Consider the following 24713-nt stretch of genomic DNA (forward strand, 5'->3'; position numbering starts at 1 on the left):
CTCTACGAACAGGCCGTCATCCGTGACGTCCCAGTGCTCGGAGAAGACAAAACGCTCGACCTGAGCTTCGACAAGCCCTTCGAGGTCGCAGAGGTACATATCTATTTCCCCTATGGCGTGCCCTCGCTTGAGGTGATTGGCGGCTTGCCCGGCGATCTCGACGACAAGGATGCCGAAGGATCGATCATCGCGGATATGGATGACGACGATGACGAAGATGACGACATCGAGGATGGACCGACGAGCGGGGCGGACGTGATCACCGGCACCGCAGCCGCGGATGACTTGTCGGGATGGGCCGGGGACGACCTGATATCGGGCCTCGAGGGCGACGACTACCTGCGGGGCGGCCAGGGCGACGACACGCTGATCGGGGGTGAGGGCCGAGACGAACTGATCGGCGAGGAGGGCGCAGACAAGCTGATCGGCGGGCTGGATGACGACACGCTGACCGGCTGGGGCGGCGCAGACCATTTGATCGGCGGGGAAGGCAACGACATCCTTTACGGCAATGCCGATGACGACATCCTGGACGGCGGCGAGGGCGATGACTTCCTGACGGGGGGGACCGGGCAGGATATTTTCGTCTACGGCATCAAGGGCGGTGAGGATGTGATCCGCGATTTCAACGCGGAACAGGACCGCATCCTGCTTGACTCTGCGCTCTTGAACGAGGGCGAGACCTTGGAAGAGCTGCTAGACCGTGTTGCGTTCCAGGATGACAAGAACGTGGTGCTGAACTTTGGCGACGATCAGCAGCTTGTGATCCATGACATCGATCTGGACGAGTTGAATGTCGAGATCGGCGAGGATGACGACGACGATGATGACGAATGACTTTCCCGGTTGACCCTCCGCAGGCGCGTCGTCATGGCGGACGCCGTCCGCCCGTCAACGAGGATCGGATTTGGTGCCGCTCGGCCGATTCCGGTGCATCCGGAGTTGGAAACCGGAAAACCGCAGCGCGCCCCCGGCCGCAGGGCAGGTGGCGTCTGGCCGGGGCGCGCGTTGCCCGCCACGCAAGCGCGGTTACATGCAAGATGGTGATATCCGGCGGTCGCCATCGCGCCGAGGCATTGGCCTGACATGTTGAAAAAACGGTCGATTGATCGCAACGCGGCAGGCGCACGGAGGCTGTGATGAGCAACGAACGAGAGACCGAGGGTTGCATCGGCCATGTCGGCGCGTCCGATCACGTATTACCCGGCCTGTCGGAAGGCTCGGCCTACAAGCGCGTCACCGATGCCCAGATCAGGATCACGCGCGTCTTTGACACCCTGCTCAGGGCCGATAATGATCATGCCGACCGCGCCATCGACCAGGCCCTTGCCGATATAGGAAGCTTTTTCGTCTCTGACCGAAGCTATCTATTCCAGTTGCGTAACGGCAATCTGCTGGACAATACCCACGAATGGTGTGCCGACGGCATCGAACCGATGATCGGGATGCTTCAGGGGGTACCCATAGACATCGCGGCGCATTGGTTCGACCGGTTCAACGCGGGCCACGCCGTTCACATACCCGATGTACCCGGCATGCCGGACGACTCGCCCGAGAAAGAGACCCTGATGATGCAGGGGATCAAATCCCTGCTTGTCCTGCCGACCGGCAGCGAAGGAGTTTTCACCGGCTTTGTCGGACTGGACATGGTGCAGGACTATCGCGAGTTCCTGCCCGGCGAAATCGCGCTTTTGCAATCGACCGCCCATGCCATGCAGGCGCTTTTGCAACGCAGGGCCGCGGCATGGCGGGTGCAGGAGGCGCAGCATTCCGTCCGCTCGGAACGCAACCGTCTGCGAGCAACCCTGGATGCCATCCCCGACCTGGTGCTGGAACTGGATGACACCGGCAGGTTCACCTCGTTCCATACCGGCGACGATGATTTGCGCATATTGCCCCCCGATCAGGTGATCGGGCACACCATCGAAGAGGCCCTGCCGAACGAAACCGCGACGATCGTGCGGGACATCTTTGACAGGACAGTGCAAGGCAATATCGTCCGGCAGGCGGATATTCCGCTGGAAACGCCCTTGGGAACCCGCTTTTTCTCTGTCGCTGCGGCCGCCAGCCCGGCAGAGCCGGATACCGCCCGACACCATATAGTCGCCTCTGTCCGCGACACCACCGAAGAGCGCGCGCGCGAACGGCGGAGCGAGCAACTGGCGCGGATCGTCGAAGAGATGGAAGAAACCGTCATCCTGGCCGATACCGACGGGCTGGTCACCTATGTCAACCCGGCCTTCGAGAAACAGACCGGCTATCGGCTGGATGATGTGCGGGGCAAGGCGCCCGGCAGTTTCCTGCGTGGCGAGCAAACCGAACCGCAAGCCGCGGAGGCGATAGACTACGCGATCCGCACACATCAAAGCCTAACGATCGAAACGCGCAACTTTCGCAAGGATGGCACGCCCTACTGGACAGAGATGCGGCTTCAGCCGGTACACGATGCATCGGGCACGTTTACGGGGTTCCTGTCCGTTCAGACCGATATCAGCGAGCGCAAGGAATACGCCGAAAAACTTGCGCAGCGCAGCCATGAACTTGCCCTGGCCCAGGAACGGCTGCAAGGCGCCGTCGAGGTGCTGCCGCAGGCCTTTGCCTATTACGATGCAGATGACAGGCTTGTTTTGTGCAACGAACGCTATCGCGCCTGCTATCCCAAATCGGCCCCGATGATCGAACCGGGCCGCCGTTTCGAAGAAATCATGCGATATGGCCTCGAACGCGGCGAATATGCAAATGTCGAAGGCCGCGAAGAAGAATGGGCCGCAGAGCGGTTGCGCCGGCATCGCATGGACGATCACACCTCCGAACAATTGCTGGCGGATGGTCGATGGATCCAAGTGATCGAACGGCGCACGCCCGACGGCGGCCAGGTAGGGCTTCGTATCGACATCACCGATCTGAAACGATCGGTGCAGCGGGCCGAAAAGGAACGGCTTGCCGCGATGGATGCCTCGCGCGATGGCATGGGCATTACCGATGCGGGGGGCAAGGTGCTGTATCTGAACCGCGCCTTTGCCGGCATGCTGGGCCTGGCCAGTGATAACGACTGCATCGGCCAGGACTGGAGCGTTCTCTACCCGCCGGAAGTGGCCGAGTTTCTCGCCACTACCGCCATTCCCGAAACGCGTCGTCAAGGAAGCTGGCAAGGCGAGGTCATGGCACAGCGCAGGGACGAGGGCGTCTTTCCCGTCGAGCTTTCGCTGACCTTGCGCGACGATGGCGGGATCTTGTGCATCGCACGCGACGTAACACAACGCAAACGCGCGTCGATGGAACAGGCGCGACTGCGCGAACAATTGCAGATCGCGCAGAGGCGCGAGATCATTTCCCAATTTTCGCGCGGTATCGCCCATGATTTCAACAACCTGCTGGCGGTGATCGCAGGCGCGGCCGATATGCTGAACGAGGGCATCGCCATCGAGAAAAACGCCGAACGCATCCTTGCCGCCAGCCAGAGCGGAAAAGACCTGATCGCGCGCTTTTTCAACCAGGATCGAAACACGGCCAAGCGGATCACCCTTGACCTGCGCAAGTCGGTGCGCGAGGCTTGCGATCTGTTGCAGGTCAGTCTTGGCCCCGATATCGACCTGCATCTCGACCTGCCCCAAAACCCTGTGATCACCCAGGCCGATCCTACGGATGTGCTTCAGGTGGTATTGAATCTCGGGGTCAACGCGCGTGATGCGATCCTCGCCTCACCCCGGAAAAACGACCGGCGCATTACCGTCGAGTTGGCCATGGCGGGGCCGCAAGATCTCGGCTTGCAACCCCGCATCGGCTATCTGCAAGAGGCTCGGAGCTATTGCATGATCAGGGTCCGCGATACCGGTATCGGGATTCCGGCCGAGTCGCAGGACCGGATCTTTACCCCCTCCTACACCACGAAGGCACAAGACGGATCGGGCCTGGGCCTGACAATCGTGACAAGCGCCGCACGCAGTTACGGTGGCGCCATCAGCTTGGACAGCACCGTTGGCAAGGGGACCGCTTTCACCTTTTTCTGGCCGGTCGGGTCAACCGAAACGAGTCGGCCAAGATCCGCCAAAACGGGAGAAGGCACCAGCGCCTCACTCGAAGGCCGCACCATCCTCGCCGTAGACGACAACGAGGACGTGCTGATGGTCGTGGGTGAGTATCTTGAACGGTCGGGGGCCAGCGTCGCCTGTTGCAGCGATCCGCAGGACGCGATCGAGGCGCTACAAGACGACCCGGACGCCTGGGATCTCGTCGTGACCGATTTCGACATGCCGGGAATGAACGGTGCGGAACTGGCACAGGCCGCTCATCGCCTTGCGCCAGACGTGCCCGTGATCTTGTTGACGGCCGTGCCCGACTGGAACGAAAACTCGGAGAAGAGTACCGAAACCCTTTTCACCATCGTGCTGGGCAAACCGATCATGCAGGCTGACCTGATCGCAGCCTGCAAACAGGCAATGGGCAAACCTTCCTGAGATGGCATCGATGACGACGCGCGCGCGGTCAGGGGTTTACCAGCTCTGAGCCTTTGGATGCGGCATGTTCGGCCCGGAGAGGGCGCACCCCGTCACATGCGCCTCGTCGACCGGACAGCCCCCTGCCCCATCGCGGACGCGCATGACGTGATCCCGTCCGGTAGTCAGTCCTCTGCCGGTTCGTGTTGCGGACGGAAAGAACGGGTCAGGAATGCAGGCATGTGATCACCCATGCCCACCACCGGCTCGTCCCTGTCGCGCCCGCCACTGCGTCGGCTGCGGCCAGAGCGGGCGTTGCGCGTCGTGCGCGACTTATCGCTCCCCTCGGCGAGGGGTGTGCGCGCTTGATCCTGCACTGGCTCGGCGCGGGGGTGGGCTTGATCGCGATCACGCCGCGGCTTGGCCTCGGGGTCCGGCCCTTTCAGCGGGCTCGGAACACGCGGTATCTCTCTCTTGACCAGGTCCTCGATGGCGGCCAGCCACTTCTCGTCATGGGGCACACAGATTGTCAGGGCCTTGCCCTCGCGCCCGGCGCGGCCAGTGCGTCCGATCCGGTGTACGTAATCCTCGGCATGAGAGGGCACGTCATAGTTGAAAACATGACTGACCGCGGGCACATCCAGCCCGCGCGCCGCGACATCAGAGGCCACCAGAAGACGCAATTTTCCCTCGCGGAACAGGTCCAGCGTCTTGGTGCGGGTGCCTTGATCCAGGTCGCCATGGATCGGGGCCGCATCATATCCATGACTTTTCAGGGACTTGGCGACGATATCGACCTCGGTCTTGCGGTTGCAAAAGATGATGGCGTTGGTGCAACGCGCGCCCTCGCCCTCGATCAGCGCACGCAACAGGGCGCGTTTTTCCTTGGCCTGCCGATCCTTGCGCGTCGCGGTATAGCAGACAACACCCTGTTCGATGCTTTCGGCGGTCGTGGCGGCGCGGGCGACCTCGATCTTTTCGGGATTGGACAGGAAGGTATTCGTCACCCGCTCGATCTCGGGGGCCATGGTGGCACTGAAAAACAGGGTCTGGCGGGTAAAGGGAGTCAGCTGGAATATCCGCTCGATATCGGGGATGAACCCCATGTCGAGCATCCTGTCAGCCTCGTCCACTACCATGATCTGCACGCCGGTCAAAAGCAGCTTGCCACGCTCGAAATGGTCGAGCAGCCGGCCCGGCGTGGCGATCAGGACATCCACGCCCTTGTCGATCAGCGCATCCTGTTCCTTGAAGCTGACGCCACCGATCAACAGCGCCTTGGTCAGCTTGGTATCCTTGGCGTAGGTATCGAAATTCTCGGCCACCTGGGCCGCCAGTTCACGCGTCGGCGCCAGGACCAGGCTGCGCGGCATCCGCGCCCGCGCCCGACCGCGCGACAACAACGTGATCATGGGCAGGACGAAACTGGCGGTCTTGCCGGTGCCCGTCTGGGCGATACCCAGAACGTCACGCCCCTGAAGGGCGGGCGGGATCGCGCCTGCCTGGATCGGGGTGGGCTGGGTATAGCCTGCAGCGGCTATGGCAGACAGAACCTTGGGGGCGAGCCCCAGATCGGCAAACGTAGTCATCAGGATCCTTCGCGTGGTTGCGGCATTGTTTTGGCCGCTGGCATCCGCGCGGCCCGACCGGCCGAATTGCCGGTCCCGTCTCTCATGGTCTCGGCCATAGGCGATAGAGCGGTTTTCGTCAAGCAAAGCCAAGCAAAAGCCGGGCGACCGATCGGCGCGGCATCGTCACAGAAACACCCTCCAGATCAGCAGAATTTCGGGCAAAAGCATGCAATAGCCAATCAATGCCACCAGTCCGTCACGGGTTGCAAGCGCCATGCCCAGCACCAGGACGTGCAGCGACAGCACAAATGGCAAGCCCGGAATGAAACCCGCCACAAAGATCACGGCCCCCGTGACCATAAGGATCACGGCCAGCACGCTGCGCATCACCATGCTGTCGATCAGGAAGGCCAGGCGCGGGGCCAGCAACGGTCGCAGCCACAATATCGCGGGCTGGGCCCGGGCAACCGATACCGCCAGCAGGTGACCGGTCAGTTTCACCCGCCCCAGCCTGGCAGGAACCCAAAGTCGCGCCTCGCCGGTCAACATCCGCCCGCCGATAAGGATCATGAAAACGGCTGAAACGGCCGGAATTCCGGGCACCATCCCGACCGGCAGAATCAGGAATGCCGACAGCATGACCAGAAGCGGCCCAAAACCGCGGGCACCTAGCGTGTCGATCAACTCCGACACCGTGATCTGGTCGCGCGAAAGCGCAAGCCGTGCGAGGTCATCCAGCAGGCTGGACAGCACCCAGTCGTCATGGTCCCGGCTCATGGCGCGCGGTCGTCCCGCTGATACCGGTCAACCCGGCGTTTTTTGCGTGGCATGCCTTCCATGTCGCTGCATGGGCGCGACAATTCAAGGGGCAGACGCCGGGCGCCGCGCGAGATGGTGTCGCGGCCCGAGGCCGGCAAGTCCGGGTCCGGCAAGATCGGCCCGGTGCGCCATGCTTCGCGGCTACTCGCTCAGCCTGCTGATAATGACCTTGACCTCGGGACGCTTGCCGATCTCGGCCTGTGCAATCTGGCGGGTGATACGGCGCATCGCCTCTTCCAGCTTGTCGTCATCGGCCAGGGTCCTGTCATCGGCGCGGCGCAGGAATTGGTCGAGATCGGCCTCAAGTACCTCGGACAGGGGCGCGCGGGACGCGCCCTTCTCCGGTAGCCCGTTCACCTCGACCCAAGGCTCGCCCATCGGTTCGTCAGCTTCGTCGATCAGGACCGACACAACCACCTGCCCGTTCAGCGCCATGCGAATCCGATCGCGAACCACACCGTCCAGCGCACCGATCTGAACCGTGCCATCAAGGTAGGTGCGCCCGGTATCGACATAGCCTGCAACCCGCGGCACCGCGCCGGTCAGATCCAGCAAGGTGCCATTGGGCGCAAGTATGCCGTTCAGCCCGTTCTCGGCGGCCAGCTTGACATGCTCGCGCAGGTGGCGATGTTCGCCATGCATGGGCACCACCACGCCCGGTTTCATCAACTGGTGGATCTGGGCCAGGTCCGGGCGGTTGGCGTGGCCCGACACATGGTAGAGATCGGCATCGTCATCGACGACATCCACCCCCATTTCCGATAGCGCGTTGACGATGTTCAAGACGTCACGTTCATTTCCCGGAATGGTCTTGGACGAGAACAGGAACAGGTCGCCCTCGGCAAGGCTCAACCCCATGTACTTGCCCCGCGACAGTTGCGCCGAGGCGGCCCGGCGTTCGCCCTGGCTGCCGGTGACGATCAGCATGAGGTGATCGCGCGGAATGTCGCCGGCCTCTTCGGGGCTGATGGTTTTCGGAAAATCGGTCAGGATACCGCTTTGCACGCCCGCCTCGACCATACGTCGCATCGCCCGCCCCAGCAGGCAGACCGAACGGCCCGCATCGCGCCCGGCCTCTGCCAGTGTTTTGAGACGAGCGATATTCGAGGCAAAGGTCGTCGCGACCACCATGCCGCCCGCGCGTTCCACCAGTTGCCGGATCGCAGGGCCGACGCTGGCCTCGGACCGGCCCGGATTGGGCGAGAAGATATTGGTGGAATCGCAGGTAAGAACCTTGACACCAGCCGCTGCCACCTCGGCCCAGAGAACGCGATCGAAAGGGTCGCCCAGTACCGGCGTCACGTCCAGCTTGAAATCGCCGGTATGCACGATGCGGCCGGCGGGCGTATCGATTACGAGGCCAGAGCTTTCGGGGATCGAATGCGACACCGGCAGGAAGGCCACCTCGAACGGCCCGGCCTTGATGCGTTCGGGCCAGGGCTGGACGACGTTCACATGGGCAGGGTCCTGGCCCTGCTCTTCCATCTTGCGCGCGGCGTGGTTGGCGGTGAAGGGGCGGGCATAAACCGGCGCCTTGAGTCGCGACCACAGATGCCCCAGGGCGCCGACATGATCCTCATGCGCATGGGTGATGAAGATCGCCTCCAGCCGGTCGCGCCGTTCCTCCAACCAGGAAATATCGGCAAAGATAAGGTCCACGCCGGGCGTGGTGTCCATGTTGGGGAAGGTCACGCCGATATCGACAAGGATCAGCCGTTCGGCATCTTCCTGCCCGTAGCCATAGACATAGGCGTTCATGCCAATCTCGCCGGCACCGCCGAGAGGAAGGTAGATCAGTCTGGGGGCTCTGCTCATCTCGCCTCTTGTTCCTTGTTATGGGCGTGGATCACGGTCAGGCCGTGCATGGTCAGGTCGTCTTCGACGGTGTCAAATAGCACATCGCCCTGCGCGAACAACGGGGCAAGCCCGCCGGTGCCGATGATCCGCATGGGCCTTTCATATTCGCCCCTGATCCGCGCGCAGATCTCGCGCACCAGGCCGACATAGCCCCAGAACACGCCCGATTGCATGCAGGCAACCGTGTTCATGCCGATCACCGCCTGCGGTTTGGTCACGTCGACATGGGGCAGCGCCGCGGCGGCCATGTGCAGGGCCTCAAGCGACAGGTTCACGCCGGGCGCGATCACACCGCCGACATACGCGCCGTCATGGGCCACCACGTCAAAGGTGGTCGCCGTGCCGAAATCGACCACGATCAGGTCGCCGCCGTGCCGGTCATAGGCGCCCGCGGAATTCACCAGCCGATCGGGGCCGACATTCGTGCCCGCATCCACGCGCGCGGGGTGCGGCAGCAGGCATTCGGGTTTCCCCACCACCAGCGGCCGCGTGTTGAAATAGCGGTCGGCGAAGACGCGCAGGTTGAACACGACGCGCGGCACCGTGGACGAGATGATGACATCGGTGATCCGTGCCTCGATCCGGTGATGGGCTATGAGCGTCGAGAACCAGGTGAAATACTGGTCGGCGGTGCGGGTGTGTTCGGTCGCGGTCCTGAGCGTGCACAGGAACCGTTCGCCATCCCAGATCGAGAAGACGGTATTGGTATTACCGCAGTCGATGCACAAAAGCATGGCCCGCCCTCAGAAGAACACATCGGCCGCCGCGATGATGCGCCGACCGTCGAGGGTGTCTAGGACAAGCTGGCCATCCTCGTCCACCGTTTCGAACAGCCCGACAATCTCCTCGCGGCCGGTGCGCGCGGTTATTTCCTGGCCAAGCCTCGCGGCCTGTGCCAGCCAGGCCGCGCGCAACGGGGAAAACCCGTGTTCGACCAAAAAGCGGTGTTGATGGTCCATATGTTCGGCAAGGAAGGCAAGGAATTCCAGCGGATCGATCGACTCGCCGGCGACCTCCGCCAGGCTGACTGGGGCAAGTGCCCCCTCGCCCAGCAAAGGCGGCGCAGGCGCGGCATTCAGGTTCACACCGATGCCGATCGAAAGGGATGCCACCTGTTCGGCATTCCCCTCGGCCGCCAGAAGGATGCCCGCCAGCTTGCCCCCGCGCAACAAGACGTCATTGGGCCATTTCAGCGACAACTCGGCGCGATCCTCCACATAGGCGGTCAGCGTGGCATAAAGGGCATAGGACGCCACGAAGGAGTAAAGCGCTGCGCGCGACGGCTCACAGCCCGGCGCCATGACAAACGTTGCCGACAGGTTGCCCTCCGGCGCGATCCAGGACCGACCTCGACGGCCCACCGCTGAGCTCTGGCGGCGTGCAACGATCCAGGTCGGCCGATCAAGCGGTGCCCGGCGGCGGGCCTCTGCCATCGTGGAGTCGACCTCATCCAGCAAGATCAGGTCATGGCCGGCCGGCCAGTGCCAGCCGCCCTGCCCTCTGTCGACCTCAGTTGACAAGGGTTTCAGCGGCGGCCAGCGCCAGCCCCTCGATCCCGAACAGGTTGACGACACCGACCACCATCGCAACGGACGAGACCATCAGGACACCCCAAAGCGCGATCGGCATCGTCCCGTTCAGCCTCGGCTCGCCAGCTTCTCCGAAATACATGTAAAAGACGATGCGCAGGTAATAGAACGCGCCGACCACCGAGGCCAACACGCCGACAACCGCCAGCCAGACAAGCCCGGCATCGACCGCAGCCTTGACCACGTAGAACTTTCCGAAAAAGCCCACCAGCGGCGGGACGCCCGCCAGGCTGAACAACAGCACCCCCATGGCCAGCGCCTTCAGGGGGGCGGTGGCTGAATACATGTGCAGGCTGCGGATATCTGTCACCGGCTGGCCGTCCTTTTCCATCCCGAGGATGAAGGCGAAGGTACCCACGCTCATCGTGACATAGATGGCCATGTAGACCAGCATCGACTGCACCCCCAGCGCAGTGCCCGCGGCAAGCCCCATCAGCGCGTATCCCATATGCGCGATCGAGGAATAGGCCATCAGCCTCTTGATGTTGCGCTGACCGATGGCGGCTACCGCGCCCAGCACCATCGACAGCAGTGACAGCACCGCAATCACCTGTCCCCAATCGCCCGGAACCGTCCCGAAAGCGTCATGAAGCACCCGCGCGAACAGTCCCATCGCCGCCATCTTTGGCGCAGAGGCGAAAAACGCCGTGACCGGTGTCGGCGAGCCCTCGTAAACATCGGGCGTCCACATGTGGAACGGCACTGCCGAAACCTTGAAGGCCATTCCGGTGATAAGGAAGACAAGGCCGATCAACAGGCCGATCGGCATGTCGCCCTGGTGCAGCGTGGCCAGGATACCCGAAAACAGCGTCGTGCCCGAATAGCCATAGGTCAGAGACGCCCCGTAGAGCAGCAAGCCAGAGCTGAGCGCACCCAGAACAAAGTACTTGAGCCCCGCCTCGGTCGATTTAACGCTGTCCCGACGCAGCGCGGCGACGACGTAAAGGGCCAGCGATTGCAGTTCCAGCCCCATGTAGAGAAGCATCAGGTCAGCCGCTGATACCATCAGCATCATGCCGACCACGGCCAGCGTTACCAGAACCGGGAACTCGAACCTCAAGAGGTTCGAGCGGCGCATGTAATTCTGGCTCATCAACAGGACCGCGCCGGCAGATACAAGGATCACCACCTTGGCAAACCGCGCAAAGGCATCATCCACGACCGCGCCGCCAAAGGCGGTTTGCACGGGCCCCGCGGTCAGGCCGATCCAGGCCCCGAGGGCCAGAAACAGCGCACCGGTCACCAGTGTCAAAAGCGGCGCCACGCGGTCCTTGCCCGTATATACGGCACCTACCAGCGCGAGCATGGCATAAACAGCCAGGGCGATTTCCGGCAGCAGGACGGAAAGGTCGTCAAGGATCATCGCGTTCCCCTCAATTCTGGGCCAGCCGCACCGCGGCCTCGGCCTCGATCAGGGCCGTTTCATAATTGGCGATCAGGGCCTCGACCGAAGGCCCGATGATATCGGTCACAAGCGCCGGATAGACCCCCAACAGCAGCGTCATCGCCACCAGGGGGGCGAACATCGCCCGCTCACGCAGGCCCATATCGGAAATGGTGCGCAGCGATTCCTTGATCAGATCGCCAAAGACAACGCGGCGATACAGCCACAGCGCATAGCCCGCCGACAGGATCACCCCCAGCGCGGCAACCGCCGCCACCCATGTATTGACCTGGAAGATCCCCGCCAGCGTCAGGAATTCCCCGATGAACCCGCTGGTTCCCGGCAGGCCGACATTGGCCATGGTGAACAGCATGAAGATCAGCGCATAGGCCGGCATACGGTTGACCAGCCCGCCATAGGCGTCGATCTCGCGGGTGTGCATCCGGTCGTAGATCACGCCCACGCACAGGAACAGCGCCCCCGAGATGAATCCGTGGCTGATCATCTGGAAGATCGCCCCGTCCACGCCCTGCTGGTTTGCGGCGAACACGCCCATGGTGACGTATCCCATATGCGCGACCGAGGAATAGGCGATCAGCTTTTTCATGTCCTCCTGGGCCAGCGCCACCAGCGAGGTATAAACGATCGCGATGGCCGACAGCCAGAACACCAGCGGCGCCCATATGTCCGATGCCACGGGGAACATCGGCAGGGAAAAGCGCAGGAAGCCGTAGCCGCCCATCTTCAGCAGGATCGCAGCCAGAACGACCGACCCGGCGGTCGGCGCCTGCACGTGGGCATCGGGCAGCCAGGTATGGACCGGCCACATCGGCATCTTGACCGCAAAGCTGGCAAAGAAGGCCAGCCACATCAGCGTCTGCATGCCGCCCACGATGGTCTTGCCGCCGATCACGATATCGCCGGCGCTGAACTGGTGTGTCAACAGCGTGGGAATGTCGGTGGTGCCCGCATCGATATACATCGCCACCATCGCCACCAGCATCAGCACCGAACCGAGAAAGGTGTAGAGGAAGAACTTGAAGGTGGCATAGATCCGTTCCTTGCCACCCCAGATACCAATGATCAGGAACATCGGGATCAGGCCGCCCTCGAAGAACAGGTAGAACAGGATCATGTCCAGCGCACAGAAAACGCCCAGCATCAGCGTTTCCAGCACAAGGAACATTATCATGTATTCCTTGACCCGATGGGTCACGTTCCAGCACGCCCCGATGGTGATGGGCATCAGGAAGGTGGTCAGCATCACGAACAGCACCGAGATGCCGTCAACCCCCATCTTGTAGGTCAGGCCCATCAGCCATTGCCGTTCTTCGACGAACTGAAAACCGGTATCTGAGGGGTCAAATCCCACCAGCACGAAAAGCGACACCAGGAAGGTCGCGCCGGTTGCGATAAGCGCAAGCCACTTGGCATTCTTCTGGGCCGCGGCATCGTCGCCACGCAGGAACAAACCCAGGATCACTGCCGCGATCAGGGGGGTAAAGGTAATGATGGAAAGCAGGTTGTCCATTTACTGCGCCCCCCCGGCAAGCATCATCCAGGTGATGAACACGGCGATCCCGATCACCATCGCAAAGGCGTAGTGGAACAGGTAACCCGACTGAATCCGGCCCGCGACACGGGTGAAGAAGGGCACGATGCCCATCGCCAGCCCGTTGATCCCCCCGTCGATGATACTGCCGTCGCCCCCTTTCCACAGCGCCCGGCCGATATTGCGCGCAGGCGTGACGAGAATCGCGTCGAACAGCTCGTCGAAATACCACTTGTTCAGCAGGAACAGGTAGAGCGGGCGGAACATGCGCGCTGTTCTGCCAGGCAGATCGGGTGACTGGATATAAAAGGTAAAGGCCACGAAGAACCCCGCCAGCATCGCCATGAAGGGCGCGGCCTTGACCCATTGCGGGGCATGGTGGGCGTTGTCCATCGCGTGGTTGTCCGGCGCCATGTAAAGCGCGCCCTCGCCAGGCATCGCGAACGCATGCGCGACATCGGCGCCATGGATGTCGTCACCATGTCCGGCCTCGGCCACGGCCTCGTGACTGGGAATGCCGTAGAAACGGTTTACCTGGTCATGGTCGCCGAAGAAGTCCGAATACCACATCATCCCGGCAAAGACCGCGCCCACGCTGAGCACGCCCAGCGGCACCAGCATGTTCAGCGGGCTTTCATGGGCGTGTTCATGCGTGTGCCTGTCGCCGCGGGCCTCGCCCCAGAAGGTCATGAACATCAGCCGCCAGGAATAGAAACTCGTCATGGCCGCGGCGATCACCAGTGCCCAGAAGGCCAGGTAGGCATGCCCGCCCCAGGCGCTTTCGATGATGGCATCCTTGGACAGGAACCCGGCAAAGCCGATATGGGTCAGCGGAATACCGACGCCGGTAATCGCCAGCGTTCCGATCATCATGGCCCAGAATGTATAGGGGATCTTTTTGCGCAAGCCGCCATAGTTGCGCAGATCCTGTTCGTGGTGCATCGCATGGATGACCGAGCCCGCGCCAAGAAACAGCAGTGCCTTGAAGAAGGCATGCGTCAGCAGGTGAAACATCGCCGCCGAATAGACGCCGACGCCCACCGCCACGAACATGTAGCCAAGCTGTGAGCAGGTCGAATAGGCGATCACCCGCTTGATGTCGTTCTGCACCAGGCCCACGGTCGCGGCGAAAAATGCCGTCAGCGCACCGACAAAGACGATCATGGCCTGGGCGTTCGGCGCGAATTCCATGATCGGCGACATACGACATATAAGGAACACGCCGGCGGTGACCATGGTTGCGGCGTGGATCAGGGCCGAAACCGGGGTCGGACCCTCCATCGCATCGGGCAGCCAGGTGTGCAGCAACAGTTGCGCCGACTTGCCCATAGCCCCGATGAACAACAGCACGCCAATCACGTCGGCTGCATTCCACGTGCCGTTGAGGAATGTCATCTGCGTTTCGGCAATGGCCGGCGCAGCGGCAAAGATGTCCTCGAACCGGGTGCTGTCGGCCAGGAAGTAGATCGCGAAGATCCCCAGCAGAAAGCCGAAATCGCCCACCCGGTTGACCACGAAGGCCTTGATCGCGGCGGCATTTGCCGAGGGCTTGCGATAATAGAACCCGATCAGCAGGTAAGAGGCGACGCCCACGCCCTCCCAGCCGAAGAAAAGCTGCACGATATTGTCGGCGGTCACCAGCGCCAGCATGGTGAAGGTGAAGAACGACAGATAGGCAAAGAAGCGGGGTTTATAGCTTTCGCCCTCGCGCCAGTTATCGTCATGGGCCATGTAGCCGAAGCTGTAGAGATGGACGAAGGCCGACACGGTCGTCACCACGATCAGCATGATCGCCGTCAGCCGGTCCACCCGGATCGCCCAGTCCACCGACAGCGTGCCGCTTTCGATGAAACGAAACAGCTCGATCTGGCGGGTTTCGCCGTCGAAGCCCACGAAGACCACCCAGGAGAACACCATCGCGAGGAAGACCATGATCGTGGTCAGCCACATCGCGGCCTTTTCCCCGATCATCTTGTAGCCGAAGCCGCACAGGATGGACCCGATCAGGGGTGCAAAGAGAATGATCTTTTCCATGTGCCCTTACCCCTTCATCACGTTGATGTCGTCCACCGCGATAGAACCGCGGTTGCGGAAGAAGCACACCAATATCGCAAGCCCGATCGCAGCCTCGGCGGCGGCAACGGTGAGCACGAACATGGTAAAGACCTGCCCTACCAGATCGCCCAGGTAGGCCGAAAAGGCCACCAGGTTGATGTTCACCGCCAAGAGCATGAGTTCGATCGACATCAGGATGACGATGACGTTCTTGCGGTTCACGAAGATCCCGAAGATCCCGATGACGAACAGCGCCGCGGCCACCGTCAGGTAATGTTCAAGTCCAATCATTCCGTCCCTCCGGGCGATTTGCCCGTTCCTGTACTGTCGTCCGGGGTCAGAGACCCTGCCCCGGTTTCACGTCCTTGAGTTCCATCGCCTTGGCCGGATCGCGATACATCTGCGCCAGCACGTCCTGGCGCTTGATGTCAGGCCGGTGACGCAGGGTCAGCACGATAGCGCCAATCATCGCAACCAGCAGGATCAGGCCAGCCACCTGGAACAGGTGGATGTAGTCGTCATAAATCAGCTCACCCAGCGCGCCGGTATTGGTCTGGCCCTCGCGCATGGGGGCTGCGCGCCTTTCGAACACGCTATCGGCGCTGCGCCAGACGCCAAAGACCATCACGAGCTGGGCCAGGAACACCGCGCCAATCAACCCGCCCAGCGGGAAATACGCGGCCATGTGCGCCTTGAGCTCGCTGAAATCGACATCCAGCATCATGACCACAAAGAGGAACAGAACCGCCACCGCACCCACATAGACGATGACAAGCAGCATCGCGACGAATTCGGCCCCCAGCAGGACGAACAGCCCCGCCGAGGAAAAGAAGGCGAGGATCAGCCACAAAACCGAATGAACCGGGTTGCGAGCGAGAACAACGAAAAGGCCCGAGGCAACCGCCACCGTCGCAAAACAGTAGAATGCGATATCCGCCACGCTCATGCGCCCTCCTCCTCTTTCGATCTTTCGTCGAATACCGTCTGCGCCAGTTCCAGCGCCCGGCTCATCGCCGGAATACCCCCCAGCATCGCCATCTGGTAGATCACCTCGGCGATCTCCTTCTGGGTGGCACCCGCCTCAAGAGCGTGTCGCACGGTGATCTTGAACTGCGCATCGGCCTGCGCCCCCAGGACGGTCAGACCCCCAATCACGACCAGCAGCCGCGTCTTGGCGTCCAGCCCCTCGGGATTGAAGGTATTGCCCCACATCATGTCCATGAAATCGCGGGGCATGGTCGGCATCAGCTTGTCAAAGCCATGCACCTGGAAACTTTCCAACGCGGGGTTGAACGCGCGGGCCATCTTGTGGCTCTGCTCGACCATCTGCTCCAAGAGTTTGGCGAAATCGCTCATCGGTAGGGCGCGTCCATTTCGAGGTTTCGGGCGATCTCGGCCTCCCAGCGGTCGCCGTTCTCCAAGAGTTTCGCCTTGTCGTAGAACAGCTCTTCCCGCGTTTCGGTCGCGAATTCGAAATTCGGCCCCTCGACGATTGCATCCACCGGGCAGGCCTCCTGGCAGAAGCCGCAATAGATGCATTTCGTCATGTCGATGTCATAGCGCGTGGTCCGGCGCGAGCCGTCCTCGCGCGGCTCGGCGTCGATGGTGATCGCCTGGGCGGGGCAGATCGCCTCGCACAGCTTGCAGGCGATGCAGCGTTCTTCGCCGTTGGGGTAACGCCTCAGCGCGTGTTCGCCACGGAAACGCGGCGACAGCGGCCCCTTTTCATGCGGGTAGTTCAGCGTGGCCTTGGGCGCGAGAAAATACTTCATGCCAAGGCGCATACCCTCGATGAAATCCATCAGAAGGAAGTATTTTCCAGCACGTTTCCAGTCGATTGCAGTCATGTCTTGTCCCCGTCGATCTGCCGTGCGGCCCAGGCAAAGATACAGGCGGCCAGGTCCTCCTGCGTCATCTCGCGCGCGCTGCCCCCTGCGGCCAGGCGCTTGTCGAGATCGGCCTTCACCGAGGCAGAAAGGTCCATCAGGTCGAGATATTTCACGTCGATCAGGATGCGTGCCAGGTCGTTCATGTCAGCCCCCCACGGCCCAGCGGGCATAGGCCCCGCCAAAGGCACCGAATTGCGCAAAGAATGCCACCACAACGACCCAGATCAGCGACATGGGCAGAAACACCTTCCAGCCCAGTCGCATCAACTGGTCATAGCGGTAGCGCGGCACGATGGCCTTGACCATCGCGAAGAGGAAGAAGAAGACGCCCATCTTGGCCACCATCCAGACGGCGCCATCGGGCAGGCCTGGGATGGGCGACAGCCAGCCACCGAAGAACAGAAGCGTCATCAGCGCGCACATGAGGAAAATGGCGATGTATTCGCCCGCCATGAACAACAGGAAGGGCGTCGAGGAATATTCCACCTGATAGCCCGCCACCAGTTCCGATTCAGCCTCGGGCAGGTCGAAGGGCGGGCGGTTGGTCTCGGCCAGCGCCGAGACGAAGAACAGCACCACCATCGGCAGGTGCGGCAGCCAGTACCAAGAGAAGAGCCCGAACCGGCCATCCTGCGCGGCGACGATATCGCCAAAATTCAGGCTGCCGGTCGACAGGATCACGCCAATGATGATCAGCCCGATCGACACCTCGTAGGAAATCATCTGTGCGGCAGAGCGCAGCGAGCCAAGAAACGCGTATTTCGAGTTTGACGCCCAGCCGCCCATGATAACGCCGTAAACCTCAAGCGAGGAGATCGCGAAGACGTAAAGGATCGCCACGTTCAGATCGGCCAGAACCAGCTTGTCCGAGAACGGGATGACCGCCCAGGCAAGCATCGCCATCACGAAAGAGATCATCGGCGCCAGCAAAAAGACAGGCTTGTCCGCGCCGGCCGGGATCACGACCTCTTTCACAACGTATTTCAGCGCATCGGCCACGGTCTGCAACAGGCCGAAGGCGCCGACCACGTTCGGCCCCTTGCGCATCTGCACCGCGGCCCAGATCTTGCGGTCGCCATAGACCAGGAACAGAAGCGAGATCATCACGAAGGCGATGACCATGAGCCCCTGCGCCGCGATCGCCAGCGCCACCCCAAATCCGGAATTCAGTAAGTCAGCCATATCGCCCCTTGTCCCTCAGACCGTCGGTATCCCTTGCGCCGCGCAGTTATCGACGACGACCTCGGCATCTATCGTCTGTACCCCGCGCGGCAGGGCCGGTGAAATCGTGTAAACCGCGTCCGCCTGCCAGGTATCCGCACCCTGCCCCCTGGACAGTCGTGTACGCACATGGCGGGCAAAACCGTAACCGCGGATCAGCGCATATTGCGCCGCCGCGCAACGGGCGTAATCGTCCAGCGCATCGGGGTGGCCGGGACGACGCATCTGGACAACAAATCGGACCAGGTCCCCCTCAAGAAGACGCGTATCCACGCCCAGGTAGTCGGGCGTGGGCACATTGTCGGCGCGGGTCGCTGCGGTGATACTGACCGATGCGCCCTCCTCGACGGGCGCACAGGCCGTGATCCCGCTCAAAAGCGCCAGACCGGCAAGCCACGCACGATATGTCCGCTGCGCGGCCACCTATTCCGCCGCCACCGGAGCCTGTGCCCGCGCGCGGGCATTGGCCGACAGTTCCGCCATCAGGCTTGAGGCCCGCGTGATCGGGTTTGTCAGGTAGAAATCCTTGACTGCATGGCGGAAATCGGCGCTCGCGGGTTTGCGTTCGGGCAATGGCCGCCAGTCGACCTCGGCTATTTCGTCGATCATTTCCAGATGCGGGAACAGCCGGACCAGGCGCCGGCGCAGACCAGAGAGGTCATCATAGGGCAGCGGCCCGCCCATCTGGCCCGACAGCGCACGCAGGATCGCCCAGTTCTCTTTCGCCTCGCCCGGAGGGAACCCCGCGCGCAACGCCAGTTGCGGCCTGCCCTCGGTGTTGACGAAAAGCCCCCCCTCCTCGGTATAGGCGGCGCCCGGCAGGATGATATCAGCGCGATGCGCCCCACGGTCGCCGTGGCTGCCCTGGTAGATCACGAAGGGGCCCGCATCGATGTCGATCTCGTCGGCCCCGAGGTTGAAAATCACCTCTGCCCCCGTGGTCGCAGCCTCAAGCCCGCCTTCGGTCACGGCCCCGATATCCATCGCACCAACCCGCGCCGCAGCGGTGTGCAGTACCATGAAACCGGCGCCCAGCTTGTCTGCCAGTTTCATCGCCTGCGCCAGAACGGCCTCGCCATCGGCTTCGCAAAGCGCGCCTTGCCCCACGATCACCAGGGCGTCCGCGACGGGCGATGCGCTGTCGGCCAACCTTACCAGCGCGTCACGCCCCGTGCCGGCCTCGGTTACCTCATAGGTCAGATCTGCTGCCGGGCCGATGCGGGTCACGGTGGCACCATGCAGCCAGGCCTTGCGGATGCGCGCGTTCAGCACCGGCGCCTCGGCACGCGGGTTGGTTCCGACCAGGTAGATCGCGCGGGCCGCGTCGATATCCTCGATCGCCGCGGTGCCGACATAGGCCGACCGGTTACCGATGGGCAGGCGCGCGCCGTCGACACGGCATTCCACCTGACCGCCCAAGCCCTCGACCATCTCCTTAAGCGCAAAGGCCGCCTCGACCGGTACCAGGTCGCCGATCACCCCGGCCACCTGCTTGCCCTTCATCGCGGCGGCGGCGGCGGTCAGCGCCTCGGCCCAGCTGGCTGGGCGCAGCTTGCCGTTTTCACGAATATAGGGCCGGTCCAGCCGTTGGCGGCGCAGACCGTCCCACACGAAGCGGGTCTTGTCGGAAATCCACTCCTCGTTCACGCCGTCATGGTTGCGCGGCAGGATGCGCATCACCTCACGCCCCTTGGTGTCGACCCGGATGTTCGAGCCCAGCGCGTCCATCACGTCGATGGTCTCGGTCTTGGTCAGCTCCCAGGGCCGCGCAGTGAAGGCATAGGGTTTGGAGGTCAGCGCGCCGACCGGGCAGAGGTCGATGATGTTGCCCTGAAGGTTGCTGTCCAGAGTTTCGCCAAGATAGGCGGTGATCTCGGCATCCTCGCCCCTGCCGGTCTGGCCCATCTGGGTGATGCCCGCCACCTCGGTGGTGAACCGCACGCAGCGTGTGCAGGAAATGCAGCGCGTCATGCAGGTGGCGACCAGCGGGCCCAGATCCAGATCCTCGTTGGCGCGCTTGGGCTCGCGGTAGCGGCTGAAATCGACGCCATAGGCCATCGCCTGGTCCTGCAGATCGCATTCGCCGCCCTGGTCGCAGATCGGGCAATCCAGCGGATGGTTGATCAGCAGGAATTCCATCACCCCCTCGCGGGCCTTCTTGACCATCGGGCTGTTGGTCTTGACCACCGGCGGCTGGCCCTCGGGGCCGGGGCGCAGGTCCTTGACCTGCATTGCGCAGCTTGCCGCCGGTTTCGGCGGGCCGCCGACGATTTCGACAAGGCACATCCGGCAGTTGCCCGCGATCGACAGCCGCTCGTGATAGCAAAAGCGCGGCACCTCTATTCCCGCCTCTTCGCAGGCCTGGATCAGCGTCATGGCCGGATCGACCTCGATCTCGCGCCCGTCGATGATGATCTTGCGTAGCTCTGCCATCGCTTACCCTTGCCTGCCGCCGGATCGGGCGGCCCTTGTTTACTTGCTCTCGCGCAGGAGGGACCCGGTGAGGGTGTTCCTCGCGATTTCCTCGCGCCCCAGCCTGCAATAACTCTCGGCGTCACCACTGCGCACGCCGTGCTTGTCAAGATAGGCGTCGCGGGCCCGCCGCATCAGCGCACGTTCCTCGTCAGAATCGAGAAATGCCTCGATTTGCGCATCGCTGTAGCCCTGGTCGCGAGCATAGCTTTCCAGCGCGCCCATCGCCCGTATCGCCCGAAACAGCCTAGCCGATATCGTGGGGCAATTCCTGCGGATCTCATCCCCCACTGCGGCGGCGAAAAGCGAGTTCCAGACATGGGGATCTTCGCGCAGGGGCGGCAACGGCGCGCCGGTCGCGGCCGTGGCCGTGGCCACCGCGATCAGGGTGGCCAACACCATTCCCGCCATATGCCGAATGCCCCCGCCCATGCCTTATTCCGCTGCCACTGCGCTGACCCTGCCGGCCTTGGTCGCCTTGATCCGATCCTCGATCTCGTCGCGGAAATGGCGGATCAACCCCTGGATCGGCCAGGCAGCCGCATCGCCAAGCGCACAAATCGTATGCCCCTCGACCTGTTTGGAGACATCGAACAACATGTCGATCTCTTCAATCTCGGCCTCGCCCTTCACCAGCCGTTCCATCACCCGCATCATCCAGCCGGTGCCCTCGCGGCAGGGCGTGCACTGGCCACAGCTTTCGTGCTTGTAAAACTTGGCCAACCGCCAGATGGCCTTGATGACGTCGGTGGACTGGTCCATCACGATCACCGCCGCGGTGCCAAGACCGGATTGCTGTTCGCGCAGCCAGTCGAAATCCATGATCGCCTCGTCACAGACATCAGCCGGCAACAGCGGCACTGACGACCCGCCCGGAATCACCGCCTTGAGATTGTCCCAGCCGCCGCGCACGCCCCCGCAATGGCGGTCGAGCAACTCGCGCAGGCCGATGGACATGCTTTCCTCGACCACGCAAGGCGTGTTCACATGGCCCGATATGGCGAAAAGCTTGGTGCCGGCATTGTTGGGGCGGCCAAAGCTGGCGAACCAGTCACCACCGCGACGCAGTACGGTAGGCACCACGGCAATTGATTCAACGTTGTTGACCGTGGTGGGACAGCCGTAAAGCCCCGCCATCGCCGGAAAGGGCGGCTTCATCCGCGGCATGCCCTTCTTGCCTTCCAGGCTTTCCAGCAGCGCGGTTTCCTCGCCGCAGATATAGGCGCCCGCGCCGTGATGGAGGTAAAGATCGAAATCCCAGCCCGATCCGGCCGCATTTCGTCCCAAAAGCCCGGCGTCATAGGCCTCGTCGATGGCGACTTGCAGCGCCTCGCGCTCGCGGATGAATTCGCCCCGGATGTAGATGTAGCTGGCATGCGCCCCCATCGCAAAGCCCGCGATCAGCGCCCCTTCGATCAGGGTATGCGGATCATGGCGCATGATCTCGCGGTCCTTGCAGGTGCCCGGTTCCGATTCATCGGCGTTTATCACCAGGTAGTGCGGCCTACCGTCACTTTCCTTCGGCATGAAGGACCATTTAAGACCAGTGGGGAATCCCGCCCCGCCGCGGCCGCGCAGACCCGACTTTTTCATCTCGTCGATGATCCAGTCGCGGCCATTGGCGATGATCCGGGCCGTGCCGTCCCAATGACCACGGGCGCACGCGCTGGAAAGCGTGCGGTCATGCATTCCGTAGAGATTGGTAAAGATGCGGTCCTGATCGGTCAGCATGCAAACGCCCCCTTGTGCCGGTCCTGCGACCCGCCGGTTGTCATCTTTTGCGCCGCTTGCGGCGCCTTTCTCGTCGGCCCGGTTTTCCCGGCCCCCTTACGGGCAAGCCCCTGCCCTGCCGCGGTGGGGAGGCGCCCCGGACACGTTGGCCCGGACCGCCCCCAACCGTCATCCCGCGAGATTACTCCTCGTATTTCCGCGAGAATTCCGTCTCGCCGCCCTGGGCAAGAATCCGGGCCTGCGCAACCCAGTCGTCACGGCTGACACGGCCCTTGAAACCCTCAAGGTTCTCGTCAACCCAGGCAACCTCGTCCGCGGTCCACTTGGCGATCTGGTCATAGTGATAAAAGCCAAGCGCGTTGCACAGCTTTTCAAGCTTCGGGCCGACCCCCTTGATCCGTTTGAGGTCATCCGCCCCGCCCGCACGCGGACCCGACAGCGCCGCGGGGCGCTTGCCGATCTCGGCTACGGCGGGTGCCGGGGCCGGGGCGGGTTTCGGCTCGGGGGCCGGTGCGGGTTTCGGTGCGGGGGCTGCGGCCACCTTGGGGGCGGTTTTGCCGACGGTCGGGGCCACCTTGGGCTGGCCGGCGCCGGGCTTGGTGGCCGTCACGATCTCGATCGCGGCATTAGCATCCTTGTACGGCTTGCGAGCGGCGGCATCGGCGTCGCGCTCGGCCTTGATGGCGGCCAGTTCTTCGTCGGTCCTGCAAAAGCTGTTCATCGTCACGATTGCCGTGACGAAAAACGCGCCGGCGCCCGTGATGAACGCGCCCCAGGTCCAGAGGCCGACAAGCTTGGCGGCGATCGCGGCCACCACCGCGACGACCGCAGCCATCAGCACCCAGAAAATGGCGCATTTGATCCGTGCTTCACTGCGTTTGATGTTCATTGGTTCTCTCCGCTACGACGGTTGTTCGTCCACTGTCACTTGTAACGATTCCGTCGGCTTCTGTCTTGACCCTCTCCGCCGCAGCCCCCTAACGCCGCCAGGGCGTCAAAAGGGGCACTTCGGTGCCATCGATCCGTTTCACGCTATCGCCCAGGCGCAAGGCTAGATCGACAGACGCATTATGTTCCATCCTGTCGCCCGGCGTCCCCGTCAGGCTGGTCGGGTCACCCAGCGGTTCGCATGAAAAGCGTCCGTTCTGGGGACCGGGCGCAGGGACACGCCCCGCCGCCAGTTCATCAAGAATCCAGCCCAACCGCTCGGCGGTCAGATCTTCATAGAAATCCTTGCCAATCTGGACCATCGGCGCGTTGGAACAGGCGCCCAGGCATTCGACCTCTTCCCAGCTGAACTTGCGATCCGGCGACAGGGTGAAGGGTTGGGCGGCAATCTTGTCGCGGCACACCCCGATCAGGTCTTCGGCGCCGCAAATCAGGCAAGAGGTCGTGCCGCACACCTGGACATGGGCAACCACCCCGACCGGGGCAAGCTGGAACATGAAGTAGAATGTCGCCACCTCGAGCGCCCGGATATACGCCATCCCCAGCATGTCGGCGACATGCTCGATCGCGGGGCGGGTCAACCATCCTTCCTGCTCTTGGGCACGCCACAATAGCGGGATGATCGCGCTGGCCTGACGGCCCTCGGGATACTTGGATATCTGACCCTCCGCCCAGGCCTGGTTGGCCGGGGTAAAGGCAAAGCTCTCGGGCTGTTCGGGGTGGAGTCGTCTCAGCATCAGTTCGCGCAGGGTCCTGAAGTCAACTGGATACCGCCTTCGGTTCCGTAATCGATGATTTCGCCGGTGGCGCGCAGCGCCTCGACGATCTCGGCAAGAAGTTCCGGCGCAAAGCCGGTGGTGTTTTCGACGCTACCTGCGGTGGTTTCGCTGGCCACCACGCAGCCGGCCGATACCATTGCATCGCGAAGCTGCTGCATCTGCTCGGGGCTCACCGCGCTGTCCTGCGCCAGGCCCGCGGCAGGCGCCAAAATCGCGACAAGCATCGCGGCCGAAAGGGTCTTGAGGGTCTTCATGGGTTCAACTCCTTGAAGTTGGGGACCGTCCGGCCCCCGTTGATGCAGGCGCCTGCCCCCTTGGCGCGGCTCGGCCGGCGGCGGGCGGAATGCCAGCCACAGGCGTTACATATGCCCCCTCGGGATAACACGAGCCTACCTCGCACGATCCCCTGT

22 protein-coding genes and 1 pseudogene are annotated in these 24713 nt (G+C 62.8%); 2 read left to right on the top strand and 21 right to left on the bottom strand.

Translation table 11 applies throughout. The features are described 5' to 3' along the window. Both EV663_RS13860 and EV663_RS13865 read left to right on the top strand, forming a co-directional pair. Positions 1-837 (top strand): calcium-binding protein (locus EV663_RS13860; RefSeq protein WP_132952881.1); only part of this gene is annotated, 837 nt, incomplete at its 5' end. Between the two features lie 302 nt (positions 838-1139). Continuing rightward, on the top strand, positions 1140-4457 hold the full coding sequence (locus tag EV663_RS13865; protein ID WP_132952883.1) for a hybrid sensor histidine kinase/response regulator: 3318 nt from the start codon (positions 1140-1142) through the stop codon (positions 4455-4457). Positions 4458-4621: 164 nt separating this feature from the next. Here the strand turns inward: EV663_RS13865 and EV663_RS13870 are convergent, their stop codons facing one another. The 21 genes and pseudogenes from EV663_RS13870 to EV663_RS13975 form a co-directional block, all read right to left on the bottom strand. Next, the gene (locus EV663_RS13870) at positions 4622-6025 is read right to left on the bottom strand and encodes a DEAD/DEAH box helicase (RefSeq protein ID WP_132952885.1); all 1404 of its coding nucleotides are present in this window, start codon (positions 6023-6025) and stop codon (positions 4622-4624) included. 165 nt (positions 6026-6190) lie between these two features. Next, positions 6191-6784: an exopolysaccharide biosynthesis protein gene (locus tag EV663_RS13875; RefSeq protein WP_132952887.1), complete on the bottom strand. Its 594-nt coding sequence runs from the start codon at positions 6782-6784 to the stop codon at positions 6191-6193. A gap of 183 nt (positions 6785-6967) precedes the next feature. After that, the gene (locus tag EV663_RS13880; RefSeq protein WP_132952889.1) at positions 6968-8641 is read right to left on the bottom strand and encodes a ribonuclease J; all 1674 of its coding nucleotides are present in this window, start codon (positions 8639-8641) and stop codon (positions 6968-6970) included. Further along, positions 8638-9417: a type III pantothenate kinase gene (locus EV663_RS13885; protein WP_132952891.1), complete on the bottom strand. Its 780-nt coding sequence runs from the start codon at positions 9415-9417 to the stop codon at positions 8638-8640. Before EV663_RS13885 ends, EV663_RS13880 begins: the two co-directional genes overlap by 4 nt. A gap of 9 nt (positions 9418-9426) precedes the next feature. Next, positions 9427-10203 carry a biotin--[acetyl-CoA-carboxylase] ligase gene (locus EV663_RS13890; RefSeq protein ID WP_243697971.1) on the bottom strand — a complete coding sequence of 259 codons (777 nt, stop codon included), beginning with the start codon at positions 10201-10203 and terminating at the stop codon, positions 9427-9429. Next, positions 10193-11635 carry an NADH-quinone oxidoreductase subunit NuoN gene (nuoN, locus tag EV663_RS13895; protein WP_132952893.1) on the bottom strand — a complete coding sequence of 481 codons (1443 nt, stop codon included), beginning with the start codon at positions 11633-11635 and terminating at the stop codon, positions 10193-10195. Before nuoN ends, EV663_RS13890 begins: the two co-directional genes overlap by 11 nt. A gap of 10 nt (positions 11636-11645) precedes the next feature. Then, a complete protein-coding gene (locus tag EV663_RS13900; protein WP_132952895.1) occupies positions 11646-13187 on the bottom strand; it encodes an NADH-quinone oxidoreductase subunit M in 1542 nt (513 codons plus the stop codon). After that, on the bottom strand, positions 13188-15242 hold the full coding sequence (gene nuoL / locus EV663_RS13905; RefSeq protein ID WP_132952897.1) for an NADH-quinone oxidoreductase subunit L: 2055 nt from the start codon (positions 15240-15242) through the stop codon (positions 13188-13190). 6 nt (positions 15243-15248) lie between these two features. Beyond that, positions 15249-15554, bottom strand: coding sequence for an NADH-quinone oxidoreductase subunit NuoK (gene nuoK / locus EV663_RS13910; RefSeq protein WP_132952899.1), 306 nt, complete (start codon positions 15552-15554; stop codon positions 15249-15251). Positions 15555-15600: 46 nt separating this feature from the next. Continuing rightward, positions 15601-16209, bottom strand: a complete 609-nt coding sequence (locus tag EV663_RS13915; protein ID WP_132952901.1) for an NADH-quinone oxidoreductase subunit J — start codon at positions 16207-16209, stop codon at positions 15601-15603. Continuing rightward, entirely contained in the window at positions 16206-16619 is a 414-nt protein-coding gene (locus tag EV663_RS13920; protein ID WP_132952903.1) for a carboxymuconolactone decarboxylase family protein, read from the bottom strand. Before EV663_RS13920 ends, EV663_RS13915 begins: the two co-directional genes overlap by 4 nt. Next, positions 16616-17110 carry an NADH-quinone oxidoreductase subunit NuoI gene (gene nuoI / locus EV663_RS13925; protein ID WP_132952905.1) on the bottom strand — a complete coding sequence of 165 codons (495 nt, stop codon included), beginning with the start codon at positions 17108-17110 and terminating at the stop codon, positions 16616-16618. The genes EV663_RS13920 and nuoI overlap by 4 nt, the downstream gene beginning before the upstream one ends. Then, entirely contained in the window at positions 17107-17295 is a 189-nt protein-coding gene (locus tag EV663_RS13930; protein ID WP_132952907.1) for a hypothetical protein, read from the bottom strand. Before EV663_RS13930 ends, nuoI begins: the two co-directional genes overlap by 4 nt. A gap of 1 nt (position 17296) precedes the next feature. Then, positions 17297-18334, bottom strand: a complete 1038-nt coding sequence (nuoH, locus tag EV663_RS13935; protein ID WP_132952909.1) for an NADH-quinone oxidoreductase subunit NuoH — start codon at positions 18332-18334, stop codon at positions 17297-17299. 15 nt (positions 18335-18349) lie between these two features. After that, a complete protein-coding gene (locus EV663_RS13940) occupies positions 18350-18739 on the bottom strand; it encodes a hypothetical protein (protein WP_425057146.1) in 390 nt (129 codons plus the stop codon). A gap of 57 nt (positions 18740-18796) precedes the next feature. Then, entirely contained in the window at positions 18797-20806 is a 2010-nt protein-coding gene (gene nuoG / locus EV663_RS13945; protein ID WP_132952913.1) for an NADH-quinone oxidoreductase subunit NuoG, read from the bottom strand. A gap of 39 nt (positions 20807-20845) precedes the next feature. Further along, positions 20846-21277, bottom strand: a complete 432-nt coding sequence (locus EV663_RS13950; protein WP_132952915.1) for a DUF5333 domain-containing protein — start codon at positions 21275-21277, stop codon at positions 20846-20848. A gap of 3 nt (positions 21278-21280) precedes the next feature. Next, positions 21281-22576: an NADH-quinone oxidoreductase subunit NuoF gene (gene nuoF / locus EV663_RS13955; protein WP_132952917.1), complete on the bottom strand. Its 1296-nt coding sequence runs from the start codon at positions 22574-22576 to the stop codon at positions 21281-21283. Positions 22577-22757: 181 nt separating this feature from the next. Beyond that, entirely contained in the window at positions 22758-23465 is a 708-nt protein-coding gene (locus EV663_RS16015; protein ID WP_341799041.1) for a hypothetical protein, read from the bottom strand. Between the two features lie 94 nt (positions 23466-23559). Next, positions 23560-24261 (bottom strand): annotated as a pseudogene (nuoE, locus tag EV663_RS13970) (NADH-quinone oxidoreductase subunit NuoE); the annotation flags it as partial. Beyond that, the gene (locus EV663_RS13975) at positions 24261-24557 is read right to left on the bottom strand and encodes a hypothetical protein (protein ID WP_132952923.1); all 297 of its coding nucleotides are present in this window, start codon (positions 24555-24557) and stop codon (positions 24261-24263) included. The gene EV663_RS13975 and the pseudogene nuoE, both read right to left, overlap by 1 nt. Positions 24558-24713: the final 156 nt, after the last annotated feature.

The organism is Rhodovulum bhavnagarense, from assembly GCF_004343505.1.
GTDB lineage: Bacteria > Pseudomonadota > Alphaproteobacteria > Rhodobacterales > Rhodobacteraceae > Rhodovulum > Rhodovulum bhavnagarense.

Excerpts from the sequence above, each read along its gene's own strand:
- EV663_RS13865 (WP_132952883.1), top strand. The coding sequence starts at position 1,140 with ATGAGCAACGAACGAGAGACCGAGGGTTGCATCGGCCATGTCGGCGCG.
- EV663_RS13870 (WP_132952885.1), bottom strand. The coding sequence starts at position 6,025 with ATGACTACGTTTGCCGATCTGGGGCTCGCCCCCAAGGTTCTGTCTGCC.
- EV663_RS13875 (WP_132952887.1), bottom strand. The coding sequence starts at position 6,784 with ATGAGCCGGGACCATGACGACTGGGTGCTGTCCAGCCTGCTGGATGAC.
- EV663_RS13880 (WP_132952889.1), bottom strand. The coding sequence starts at position 8,641 with ATGAGCAGAGCCCCCAGACTGATCTACCTTCCTCTCGGCGGTGCCGGC.
- EV663_RS13885 (WP_132952891.1), bottom strand. The coding sequence starts at position 9,417 with ATGCTTTTGTGCATCGACTGCGGTAATACCAATACCGTCTTCTCGATC.
- nuoN (WP_132952893.1), bottom strand. The coding sequence starts at position 11,635 with ATGATCCTTGACGACCTTTCCGTCCTGCTGCCGGAAATCGCCCTGGCT.
- EV663_RS13900 (WP_132952895.1), bottom strand. The coding sequence starts at position 13,187 with ATGGACAACCTGCTTTCCATCATTACCTTTACCCCCCTGATCGCGGCA.
- nuoL (WP_132952897.1), bottom strand. The coding sequence starts at position 15,242 with ATGGAAAAGATCATTCTCTTTGCACCCCTGATCGGGTCCATCCTGTGC.
- nuoK (WP_132952899.1), bottom strand. The coding sequence starts at position 15,554 with ATGATTGGACTTGAACATTACCTGACGGTGGCCGCGGCGCTGTTCGTC.
- EV663_RS13915 (WP_132952901.1), bottom strand. The coding sequence starts at position 16,209 with ATGAGCGTGGCGGATATCGCATTCTACTGTTTTGCGACGGTGGCGGTT.
- EV663_RS13920 (WP_132952903.1), bottom strand. The coding sequence starts at position 16,619 with ATGAGCGATTTCGCCAAACTCTTGGAGCAGATGGTCGAGCAGAGCCAC.
- nuoI (WP_132952905.1), bottom strand. The coding sequence starts at position 17,110 with ATGACTGCAATCGACTGGAAACGTGCTGGAAAATACTTCCTTCTGATG.
- EV663_RS13930 (WP_132952907.1), bottom strand. The coding sequence starts at position 17,295 with ATGAACGACCTGGCACGCATCCTGATCGACGTGAAATATCTCGACCTG.
- nuoH (WP_132952909.1), bottom strand. The coding sequence starts at position 18,334 with ATGGCTGACTTACTGAATTCCGGATTTGGGGTGGCGCTGGCGATCGCG.
- nuoG (WP_132952913.1), bottom strand. The coding sequence starts at position 20,806 with ATGGCAGAGCTACGCAAGATCATCATCGACGGGCGCGAGATCGAGGTC.
- EV663_RS13950 (WP_132952915.1), bottom strand. The coding sequence starts at position 21,277 with ATGGGCGGGGGCATTCGGCATATGGCGGGAATGGTGTTGGCCACCCTG.
- nuoF (WP_132952917.1), bottom strand. The coding sequence starts at position 22,576 with ATGCTGACCGATCAGGACCGCATCTTTACCAATCTCTACGGAATGCAT.
- EV663_RS16015 (WP_341799041.1), bottom strand. The coding sequence starts at position 23,465 with ATGAACATCAAACGCAGTGAAGCACGGATCAAATGCGCCATTTTCTGG.
- EV663_RS13975 (WP_132952923.1), bottom strand. The coding sequence starts at position 24,557 with ATGAAGACCCTCAAGACCCTTTCGGCCGCGATGCTTGTCGCGATTTTG.